This is a genomic window from Pseudomonas sp. JUb52, from assembly GCF_004341115.1.
In the GTDB taxonomy this organism is placed as follows: Bacteria; Pseudomonadota; Gammaproteobacteria; order Pseudomonadales; family Pseudomonadaceae; genus Chryseomonas; species Chryseomonas oryzihabitans.
In genome coordinates this window covers 33,325-43,681 of sequence record NZ_SLYS01000021.1, presented here as the reverse complement: position 1 = coordinate 43,681, position 10,357 = coordinate 33,325, and the positions used below count along the sequence as shown (strand labels likewise).

Genomic DNA, 10,357 nt, shown 5'->3' with positions numbered 1-10,357 from the left:
TAGACTTATCCACAGTTGCTGGTAACAAAATCAGCAATCCGCCCTGGGTCAAATTTCAATCGGCAGGGTGGGTCAATTTTCCATCAGCGCCAACATCACCGCCCTCAACTGCCTTGAGATCATTCCCGCCCACCCAGCTTGCCAATACGCTTTGCTTCTTTACCACTGTCCCTGTACCCCCGGCTTCCCTCTTGCCTGCCTGCAGGCAGGAAAAAATGTGCTCTGGTTCGCGCCATGGATAGTAAACCAATCCGTCGATCCGGGTCTTCAAATGTCTGACTACATGTACAAGCTGAGGTGTAGCCGGCAGGGACTGGTGACTCCACCAAGCGAAGATTAGCGAGTGAATGGAGCAGTCTTGCCACTAGCAAGGGCGAACAATGAAGGAGCCTTTCGGCCCCTTCCGAACTTAGTTAACCAACAGGTTCTCAAGCTTCTCGATCAGATGATGCAGGGGACTTCGACCCTGCAGGCGCGTCTCGAAAACTTCATTCCGGTGGTAGGCAATCCAGATTTCGAGGGCGTGCCGATTATCCCTCTCGTAGCCGGAGCCGAGGATGCAGACAAGCTCAGTGCCATGGGGGTTCTCAAGGTAGAGACTCATGGCTGAAGCCAGATGCTTAAGGTACTTATGCTCGCGAGCCTCCATCGATGGATGCAGAGGGGTCACGTTGGCACGTTTGATCAGTTTCATGGTGGAACTCCCCAGGCGTTGAGATTGGCTTTGATCAGGTTGTCGAAGGCGCTGCCATCGCGACGAGTCAGGTTGGGGACATAGCGCGAATAGACACGGAACAGCATCTCGGTGGTGGTATGTCCCATCTGCCTGGCGATCCACTCCGGGTTTTCGCCTGCAGCAAGCCAGAGGGTCGCGGCCGTATGACGGGTTTGGTAGGGACGCCGCCTACGCAAACCCAGGTGACGCAGCAGCGGATACCAAACCCGGTCGTTGATGTTGCGGTATGCGTGCGGCGTACCTTCGCGGGTGCTAAAGACAAACTGTCCGCTGCCGGTTTTATCCCGCTGGCCGAGGAGCGCCTGGTAAACCGGCCCAGACATATCGATCTCACGCTGTGAGCCGTCGTTCTTGGTGTAGTCGAGCTTGCCGCCCACCCAGGTTTCACGGATCAGAATCTGCCGTCGCTGAAAGTCGACATACTTCCATTGCAGACCATCGACTTCTGCCGTCCGCATGCCTGTGAAAAAGCGCACGGTGTAGTAGTTACGAAAGTCCTCACGCACTGTGCTGAGGATCTGCAGCACCTCATCCAAGGTGAAGGGTTCCACGTCTGTCTTGGGGACTTTCAGTGATTTGATGTTGAGATATGGCGAGGTAAACTCGAAGCGGTCAGCTGCCTCACTAAGGATCATGCGCAATGGCGTCATGATGTGGTTGATTCTCGTCGCTGTCAGACTCTGACCTTTCTGCCCGGGGACTTTGCCGAGTGCCGAGCGGAATGACAGAAGTTCTGCTTTGGTGATGGCGCTGACCTCTTTTTTGCCGAACTCAGGCAGCAAGTGCTTATCAAGGGTAAGGCGCACGGTTTTGGCGTGCGTATCACGCCATTCGACCCTCATCTCCTCAAACCACAATTCGGCAAAATACTTGAAAAGTGGTGTTTTCAGTGATGCACAGCCAGCCTGCAGCCGACTGATCTCTTGCACCTTGCTGCTTTGAGGGAAGTAGGTGGCGTAGTCAAAGCAGCCGAGGGTGATTCCGCCTCTATGCGCTCCAGGATCTTCTCCAGCTTTTTCCGGTTAGCAGGCGTATCAGGCAACGTAGTCTGCTCGCGGCACCGCTGATCCAAATAGGTGAAGTCGAAGAACAACTTCCCGTTGTCAGCACGGGCGCGAACCTTACCCATGGCAAATACCTCCACCAGCCATCGGAACCAACCCAGAAGCCCGCGAGAATTTCTGCATGTCTTCTTCGACGGCTTCCCAGATGAAAAGGATCTTGCGGCCGCCAAAGGGACGGAAGTAGTGAATCCCTTCGAGCAGGACTGAGTCTTTCAAGCGATTACGGATGGTGCGCGCGTCGTACTTCATGCGCGTGGCCAGCTCTTCGGTAGTCAGGTATGTGTGAGACATGGCTATGCCCTCTCTGCTAAATTGAACGACAGCGGATTCTTATGAGCTCCTGAATACTCATAATGATCTCCTACAGATCAATATAGCGCTCATTTTGAGCTTTGCAAGGACAAAATGATCTTCTGCAGATCATTTTTGGAGATTAGGATGGTCAAGTGCCATTTGTCTCGCTTACTGGGCGAGCGGAAACTGAAGATCAGTGACGTAGTCAGGGACACCGGGATCAACCGCGGAACCCTCACGCGGCTGTATCACGAGACCGCGCAGAGGGTAGAGCTCAAGGACCTCGAAGCGATCTGCCAGTACCTGAACTGCCAAGTGGGAGACTTGCTAGAGTTGCAGGATGATCCGGAAGGCTGAATGTCCTCCGGACCTGGTCAGGCGCGAAAATGCCAGTCGATAGAAGCCATCAGCAGCAGGTAACGTAAGGCCGCGCCTGAATGCCTGTTCTGCTGCAATCCATCTTGGAGCTCCAGTGTGGCGCGAATGCCTAAATGCAGATTCTCCACCTCGGTATTCTCCGGCTGGAGCAGCGCGACTGGCTTCCGGGGGGTTCCAAGCACGCGGCGCCAATATGCTTTGCTCGCTCTCGGCTTTCGCCTGTCATAAACGATCAGCTCAATCGACCGCGCAGGAATGCCTAGCGCAGTCAGCAGCCACAAGTAGTCCCGTGCCTGGTCCTCATCACGCTTACGGTAAAAGCGCAGAGTGCTTTCCGAGAACCAGCTTCGCTCTACAAAGTCATCTAGAACTCGATTAGCGCGATCGCCTTCGGCGCCTTCCAAGATCGTGTATAGACAGTGGGCGTAAACAGCTACTGAATTTCGTCCCCCATGGCGCGGCGGCATCGGCACTAGCGATGGCGCATTGGTGTGTAACGAAGAACGCAATCGGTGCTTGTTGGCATTACTAGACAAAGAGTTCTGTGCCAAATCTCGTATATAACGCGCCCGCTCAAGCATCAAGGCCCGATCCTCTGGAGAAAATTCCAGCCAATCCAGATTAACCTGCTGATTGGCTTCCTCCGCATAGGAGGCATAGGCCAGCATGGACTCGATTTGGCAAATTCGCTTTATCGCCCAGTTTTGCTCAACGAACTGCGCGACTGGACGCATTACAGCTTTTCGAGTCCGCCTATGCGCTCTGAGAGACCTGACCCGACCGATAACCTTCAGAAGGTGCTCAGCTTCCGAAGACGCCTCCATCGTAGGCAGACTCACCTGTGCAATCGAAGCTACATTGTAAGCGCTAAACAGCCAGGCTTTGGGGTTCCACTGCCAGGCTAGTGCCAACATCTGCGGCAGGCAGTGAACATAGTGCAGAAGCGACACCTTCGGGCTGCTATGGCCGAGAAGGGCGCTGACGATATGGGCAACACGCCGTGTTGGCCCGCCACCGGGCGGTGCTAGCCCAGCACGCAATCTTTCTAGATCCTGCAGCCACCGGCTGGTCTGCGGTAGATCATCGAAAATAAGCTTCGGTGTGACATTGGTAACTAAACCGCTCAGCTTGAGCATCAGCCAGGTGGCGCATGAGTGGCGCAGATGATGGTAATGAATGACGTCCGCACCCGTCACAGCACGCATGCAGGCATGTAATGCCGGCATTAAAGTGCTTTCGCTTATCCACTGTGATCTCAACTCTGGGATACAGAGCAGAAACTCCGAAAATGGCTTTTTACCTTCCTCTGCCTGACGTTGCTGGCACCAGCTCATCAACAAAGTAAGCTCATCAGGCTCCAGCAGCGTCACAAGGGGCAGCCTTCTGACCGAGTTTTGTGTTTTCAGGCCACGCAGGGCGTGAGGTCGAACGAGCAGGTCAATGGGCAAGTCCATATGAACAAGCTCTGTTAGAGACAATTTGCGCATGTTTGGTTGACGCTGGTGAATGCGTTCGCTGCAATCCGCTGCTAGCAAGGGAAAATGTATATCGCATAGCCGTAGCTTCAGGGCTTCGTTACGCCGCAAGCCTAGCCGGAATCCTAAGATGAGGAGCAACTTGGCCGCTGTCACCAAATGCGGTGTTCGAAGCTCCAGTCCGCAGGTAGCAATAGCGCGTAAAACCGCCTGATACTGATCTTCAGAGAGGATACGTGCATCAACGCTTGAGACGTCTTGGCCGATACCCAATACTGCAAAGGGGCTGATGGGAGGATAATGGTGATGGCGCTCCAGAAACGTATGAAACTCATAAATTGCTCTAGCCAGAGTCCGGCGCTTGCCATCGCTGGGCTGGGCCTCGAGCAAACCTTCATAAATGTTTTCCAGTGCATCTGGCTCCAGTCTGAATACCGTCAGACCATCTAGCTGTTCGAACGCCTGCCCTAGCAGTCGAACATAGCGGGCGACTGTCGATCGGCCGATACTGTTTCCATATACCGAGCCCCCAGAGAGCATGCAGCCTGCCCACTCCGTCACTAAGAGCTGAAGCTCACTGGCATCTTGGGGTGCCTCAATGCATTTTTCCGAGCGAATCTTTTGACATATCTCCAGTAACCAATCTGGCGCGTCCGCCCCCTCCTCTATTTCAGCCTCCTCACTAGCACTTCTTCCATAAGCATTAGCAGGGTCATCTAGTCCGGCGACCCCAAATATCTCTCCCCATGAGGAAGGGCGCAGTGAATGGGACACGAACATCTGTCGGCAGGCAAAATTGACTATCATCTGAGGCAGGTGCAACTGCACCTGCATACGTAGCAGCTCCAGTAGTTCTCTCGGACTGCCCGGGAGATCTTTAACGGGCATCCCAGATGACGTCAAAAATGCGTTAACGCATCGGAGCGTGCCCCCTCTACGCTGCAGCTGCTCTTTCAATAAGCGAAGATCGTCCGCGCACCGAAACATCAACATCAGCGTCGCCGGATCCGGGAACCACTGTCTGTGCTCGGCCTCTCGCTTGCCGCGAAGCGATAAAGGAAGCCTTACCTCAGGCACACCCGCCAGCCATTCGATCCGCTCCAAGGGTACTGAAACGAGAGCATCCAGCTGAGCGATATCTAGCAACCCACCGCTATAGGCAGCGCTCATCAGCAGTAGTCCGACGCGCTGTGGAGGATGGAGCGACTCGAGATCGCGCCGGTAACCCATCTGCAAGGCCCTGAGCAACTGACGGCTGAGGCGTAATCGCTCAGCGGTGTACATATCTGGGTTGAACGGGTTTGCGGGACGTTCAACCGCGATGGCCAGGCGCGCCAGTGGGAATCTGGGGAGGTGGTTCCGCACCCGCTGGGTAATGCTTCGCAGCATGTTACGCAACGCCTGATCAGTTCCTAATTGAGCCTCCAACTCGCGTACATGCTCGACAGTGATGTCTCGAATGGCACATGCACCCAGTAACCACTGCCCCAGTGGCACTCCACATTCTTCAGCGATTCGCCTCAAACGCTCACGAACCATTCCTCTCCAGTCCGGCTCATAAGGTTCTGCAGACCATAAATACTCAACCTCCTGCTCGCTCAGACGTGTCATCTCATCGCCCCCACCGACTTCCCTGAACGTACCAGCCCAGTGTTTTCAGCAGTTGCGTTATCCAATCACCCACCACCCCGGCATAGGCTGCGGGACAAAACGATGAATACGGGTCTTGAGGCTCCTCTCCGCGCAGCCAGTGCCCCATAAATGCAGCAAGGACCTCTGCAGGACAGCCACGCTCGAACAGCTCTGTACGTACAAATTTTCGGTAAGCATTGACCCGATGTGGGATGTAATCAGCCACCTGCTCCATATACAGGTAAAGAGTGGCGGGCCTGATCTCTATGCGGCGGACTCCGCTATCACTGTGCGAGAGAAAGAACCCGCGAGACCATCGCTCTTGATCCTCCGAGGAGCCAGAGAGAAGCACTTTCGAGATAGCCGTGCAATGTGCGAGGTAGTGGGCCAATTGCCGTTGCAGCATTTCAGGCACCCAGACCAGCCGGCTCATGTGCCGATCGCCGTTGTCCTTGTCAGCTATAGCGCCAATCCTTAGTAGCGAATCAAATTCGTCGACTAATCGCAACGGGTTGCTGATCGCCCGGCAGCCTGTAGATAGCATGAACATTTGCACAACCCATAGGGTGTAGACGTTATGCCACGTAATCTGGTGAACAAGAGTCGATGACGGCTTCTTACGCAGGATGTTCGCCATGGCTCTTACATTGGATGCAATCGTCTCGGTCAATAGGCAGTGCGTGGCGCCCACACTTCCGTGCTGATCGACCTTATCCATTTCTGGCAATTGGTACGCTAAGCCAGCACAGGCATAGACACGTTGTAGGACGCGTCCCAGAGAAGAACGGTAGATGTGCTGTAAATGGCTGGCCCTAGGTTGCAGGTAATACTGTGGCGTTTGTGCGGAAGGCACGCGGACGCCAGACAGCATTCCAGCGATAGCTACGTCTTGAGTGTCCGCGGCGATCTGATAGAACAAGTAATTCCTGACCTTGCTCAGGGTGTATCTGGGATCGCTCTTGCCTAGAACCGAGAGAATCTTCCTGACTTCTACGACCAGCTCTTCGGCCTGACGGGTAAAAACATAATCTGACGTGCGAGGAAAATGTCGCAACAGCACTGCTATCAAAGCAGAGCTTCCGGCCAGATCAGGCAGTAGCAGCCGGGCCTGTGAAGATCGAAATCCGTATTTAGCCTGCCAACGCTCATCTCCCACCAATTCCGGGTGACGAACACGAACACAGAACTGCGAGACTGCCCCTCTCAACAGGCACATACCGTCGGTGCAATTTGCTTCCCGATCAACCACCGTTAGCTGAACGACTTGGTATGGAGCCTGTCCGAGCCAGAGGCTTATGTGCAGCATTAGGATGGCTTCCATCCGCAGCTGAAGGTGCACCTTATTCTGGCTATGGGTTAGCGCCCGCCGACATTCCTCAAACATATCACTGGCGCCGAACAGGAGATCCCTCAACTCTGTCAGAGTGAATTGGGTATATGTGAACGGCAACTGCTGGCGACTTCGTATTATGTGATTTTCGATGCTCCGCTGACTGAGCAAATCAGCAACAAATGGCCGCTCTGCACACGCGTCGTCCAGCACCCAGATTTCAGCAACAGGGCTCAACTCATCTGGAGCTAACTCAGCTATGTCGGTATCAGTAGTCGGGGGCTGGGTGAGGATTTGATAATGACCCGGCAACTGGTCAGGATCATCTGGATCGCCCAATGCAAAACCATCGCGATCCTCAGCAATGAAATGCGTTGATTCTAGAGCGACCGGTTTTCCGCGCCGGCCGCGGATACCGCCGCCGCCTGATCTCGTTGGCGGCTCCTCCCCCTGGCTGTAACGAACCAATCGAGTAATAGATGCGAACCGATCTGCATTCTCCGACCTAGAATCGGGTGCTGAGAAACCTCGACATGCCGCCACGAAGCTGGCTGTATCCCCCCAAACCCTCAGTTTGGGGGGAATGATCAGATGACGCGTTTCGCACAACCACCTCAAATCTAGAAACGCGGCATACCGCTGAGCGGACAGTGGCGACTGCCTAGGGGTCCGCGTTGCCGCGAGTAGCTGAGCGACCAGGCGGTCGTAGTCTGGTGCATTCTCCGTATCTCGTGGCGCATGCCACAGCGCTGCATAAGGGAACCCATACTTTGTCACCCCCCTGCTCAAGACTGGGTTTCGAGTAGGGGGTGGTGTCCCCAACCAGAAGCGGTTCCCCAAACGCTCCGAGATTTGCGGCTGTCTGCTCAGAGAGACGATCCACAGGCATGTCTCTCGCCACACGAGCGGATCACAGCTCCCTATTCTGATAGGTGAACCAAGCTCGGATACACGCAATGCGCGCAGCAGCCCTACCACCATACGTGGCAAGTCGATCAGATCTGGATGTGCACAAAGGACATCAAGGATTTCTCCAACTACTTGGCCGGATTGGCCTTGCTCTATGGCCAGAGAAATTAGCGCTTTTCGGTTCATGTGGTTACCGCTCTACAAAGGGTTCACCTCCATAGTGGGAGAGCCAAATCCCCTAATCGCGGGCGCACACGATCCGCGCATGCGCGGATTTTCGATGCCTACCTAGTCGAACCTAGTTGCTGCCAGATGACTGGTTTTGGAGTGACACCTCGTGGCACACCTTCAGTAAGCACTGCCATTCCAGGTGCGAGAGACCATGCTGCAGATCAAGAAGCGATAAAACCGAGTGGAATCCAAAGGTGATCTAGCAGATTGAACACATTGACAGCGCTGCGGCGACTCTTGTCTCGCCTTAGCAAGGAAGCGAAATTGGATCAGCTTTAACGCTGTGAATCATGAGCAAGATCAAAAAATAAGCAGCGCTTAACTGAAGGGCCACACCCAGTTGAATCAGAAGAGGGCAAGGTCTGCCTGAATAGTTATAATCGATCGGGGAAGCAAGCGGTACTAACATCGGCGTGCGATACATCCCAAACGACCGGCACCGGCTAGTTACTTTCCTCAAAGTAGAAAATTGAGCCGAAATATTGGGCAGGCATCGACTGCACTTTTAGTGATACACGCCATACTCAATGCGTTGCAAGTAAGCCTCGACAGTTTGCAATCCTGCCGGATCAGCGACGATTGCCGATGGTGATTCACTATTGAAGTACCTGCAAGGTCGGCAAAGCCATTCCTCAGCTAGTTCTCGGTTACCAAAGACGTCAATTGCCCGCTCCAGCACCCTCTTGTAATGTTCTGGGTTGAACTGGACCGAGTGTTTCTTTACTGAACGCCGTTTACGCATCACGACCTCTTCCTAAGCTATTAAGAATTCCATTTCATCAGAGCTTCTGAGTTAAAACCTGTAGAGTTTTTGCCGCTTGAAGATGCCATGCAATCCAACCACGATCAGCGCGCGCCATCATGATTACGTCCTTTTTTAGAATCCTTTCATTCCGTCCACTTAGCAAAACACCACGTCGCGGTCCCTAGCGTCAGCAAGGCCCAAAGTAGCCATTGCGGAAATTGGTACTGGCTACTTAGCCAAAGCCCTGCGCCTCCGCTAAGCATCACCACAAACAACCATCTCATCAGTTGTTCTCCCGATTAGATACGAAATGCCAAGATAACCGCATGCTCGGCTGTGCTAACGCCTGCACTGAAAATTTACTCAACTCCCACATTGGGAATTGAGGATGAAATTCGCAGGTCAGCACCAACCTTTCCAAGCCCCGAAATCACGTCGTTCGGATCAGCGCAAGCGAGGCTGGATTGGGGTTTTCTGATAATGAAGGCCTCAACGGACTGTAAGCCGCCATTTCGGGTCAGCAGACCTCAGCAGAGGACAGGCCTTATAATCCGCTTCCGGCATCCGAGTCCGGAAATTTCGTATTGATCGGCTGGAGCGGCCGAGCCGCAGCCTTTGCAGGAATCGGTATTTGGCTGCTTAGCCAAATACCGATTCCTGCGCTAAGCATCGTTGGATAAGCCTAGGTTTTTGAAAAGCCAGTGCGATTTCTCAGAAATGTGACAGCAGCCATTCCTAAGCGGTGGTTGCAAAATTCCGCGATAGAGTTTTATGCTTTCAATCTGCGCCGCAGGACTTCGTTGGCAACAGCTCCGCTGCCTCCCCCTGCGGACATCCAGTTAACCGCTCTAAGAGTCATGATGAAGCACAATGTGGTGCTCGAAGACTGGAACGGTGACGGTGCTGCTCGGCTTCCCTAAGAGGTTGTGCAGGAACTGAGCGTCGAGGTCGGGGGCACGCTCTACCTCCTTGAGGAGTATGTGGGTACGGCCTGCCGCCTAGTGCTTAGTAGGTCACCTCGCATACCTGATCGTGTGGATGAGCTAACTGGCCATTCGGCAATTGCAACGTTGGCATTGCCTTTTGCCAGAGTAGGGTCGGCCATGCGCCGATACTTTTGGCCAGCCCCATGCTTGGGTTGAGCATATGTGAGCGCCTAGGACCTGCGATAGGTTAGCGAGCTTAAAAGCGGGACGACTGTAACCTTGCTTCACACGCGCCGATGGTGACAAAAACGCACCTGAGACCCGTTAACGCTCTAAGCCCACCGGTGAGAGTATTGCACTACTTTGCTCGCTGCGGACCGCGAGCGGAGCTCAGGCTCAATGGGAAGACGCATTAAAGCGCGGCCAGCAACTAAAAAAAGCGATATCTCAAATTTCGTTTATTGTGCCAAGGATAACCACATCTGGATGCTGCCATCTTCCTTAAACTGCTAGGCGCAGTAAAAGGCGGAAACCTTGCCGTACGGCATCTAGAGACAATTTTGAACGCCTGCCGCCAACCAAGATTCCTGTACCGTATTAGCCTCCGACGGGCCCTTTTTTATCGTTCTACCAATTC

6 protein-coding genes and 2 pseudogenes are annotated in these 10,357 nt (G+C 53.9%); 2 read left to right on the top strand and 6 right to left on the bottom strand.

Features of this window, described 5'->3' with window-relative positions:
- Positions 1–409: 409 nt before the first annotated feature.
- From EC839_RS22920 to EC839_RS22910, 3 genes and pseudogenes are all read right to left on the bottom strand, one after another.
- Positions 410–694: a hypothetical protein gene (locus EC839_RS22920; protein ID WP_132833180.1), complete on the bottom strand. Its 285-nt coding sequence runs from the start codon at positions 692–694 to the stop codon at positions 410–412.
- Positions 691–1,865, bottom strand: a pseudogene (locus EC839_RS22915) (Arm DNA-binding domain-containing protein). The gene EC839_RS22920 and the pseudogene EC839_RS22915 overlap by 4 nt, the downstream one beginning before the upstream one ends.
- Positions 1,858–2,091 carry a hypothetical protein gene (locus EC839_RS22910; protein WP_003292744.1) on the bottom strand — a complete coding sequence of 78 codons (234 nt, stop codon included), beginning with the start codon at positions 2,089–2,091 and terminating at the stop codon, positions 1,858–1,860. The pseudogene EC839_RS22915 and the gene EC839_RS22910 overlap by 8 nt, the downstream one beginning before the upstream one ends.
- Before the next feature lie 147 nt (positions 2,092–2,238).
- Here EC839_RS22910 and EC839_RS22905 point away from each other — a divergent pair, with 147 nt between their 5' ends.
- Positions 2,239–2,451 carry a helix-turn-helix transcriptional regulator gene (locus EC839_RS22905; protein ID WP_023123783.1) on the top strand — a complete coding sequence of 71 codons (213 nt, stop codon included), beginning with the start codon at positions 2,239–2,241 and terminating at the stop codon, positions 2,449–2,451.
- A 17-nt stretch (positions 2,452–2,468) separates the two neighbouring features.
- On the opposite strand, the gene EC839_RS22900 is transcribed toward EC839_RS22905, so the two are convergent.
- The 3 genes from EC839_RS22900 to EC839_RS22885 all read right to left on the bottom strand — a co-directional run bounded on the left by EC839_RS22900 (position 2,469) and on the right by EC839_RS22885 (position 8,791).
- Positions 2,469–5,558 carry a tyrosine-type recombinase/integrase gene (locus EC839_RS22900; RefSeq protein ID WP_132833179.1) on the bottom strand — a complete coding sequence of 1,030 codons (3,090 nt, stop codon included), beginning with the start codon at positions 5,556–5,558 and terminating at the stop codon, positions 2,469–2,471.
- Position 5,559: 1 nt separating this feature from the next.
- Entirely contained in the window at positions 5,560–7,377 is a 1,818-nt protein-coding gene (locus tag EC839_RS24700; protein WP_256681098.1) for a hypothetical protein, read from the bottom strand.
- 1,177 nt (positions 7,378–8,554) lie between these two features.
- Entirely contained in the window at positions 8,555–8,791 is a 237-nt protein-coding gene (locus tag EC839_RS22885) for an MbcA/ParS/Xre antitoxin family protein (RefSeq protein WP_132833178.1), read from the bottom strand.
- Between the two features lie 863 nt (positions 8,792–9,654).
- On the opposite strand from EC839_RS22885, the pseudogene EC839_RS24695 reads away from it, so the two are divergent.
- Positions 9,655–9,936: pseudogene (locus EC839_RS24695) on the top strand (hypothetical protein).
- Positions 9,937–10,357: the final 421 nt, after the last annotated feature.

Bases quoted from the DNA above. Each gene is read 5' to 3' on its own strand.
- EC839_RS22920 (WP_132833180.1), bottom strand. From the start codon at position 694: ATGAAACTGATCAAACGTGCCAACGTGACCCCTCTGCATCCATCGATG.
- EC839_RS22910 (WP_003292744.1), bottom strand. From the start codon at position 2,091: ATGTCTCACACATACCTGACTACCGAAGAGCTGGCCACGCGCATGAAG.
- EC839_RS22905 (WP_023123783.1), top strand. From the start codon at position 2,239: ATGGTCAAGTGCCATTTGTCTCGCTTACTGGGCGAGCGGAAACTGAAG.
- EC839_RS22900 (WP_132833179.1), bottom strand. From the start codon at position 5,558: ATGACACGTCTGAGCGAGCAGGAGGTTGAGTATTTATGGTCTGCAGAA.
- EC839_RS22885 (WP_132833178.1), bottom strand. From the start codon at position 8,791: ATGCGTAAACGGCGTTCAGTAAAGAAACACTCGGTCCAGTTCAACCCA.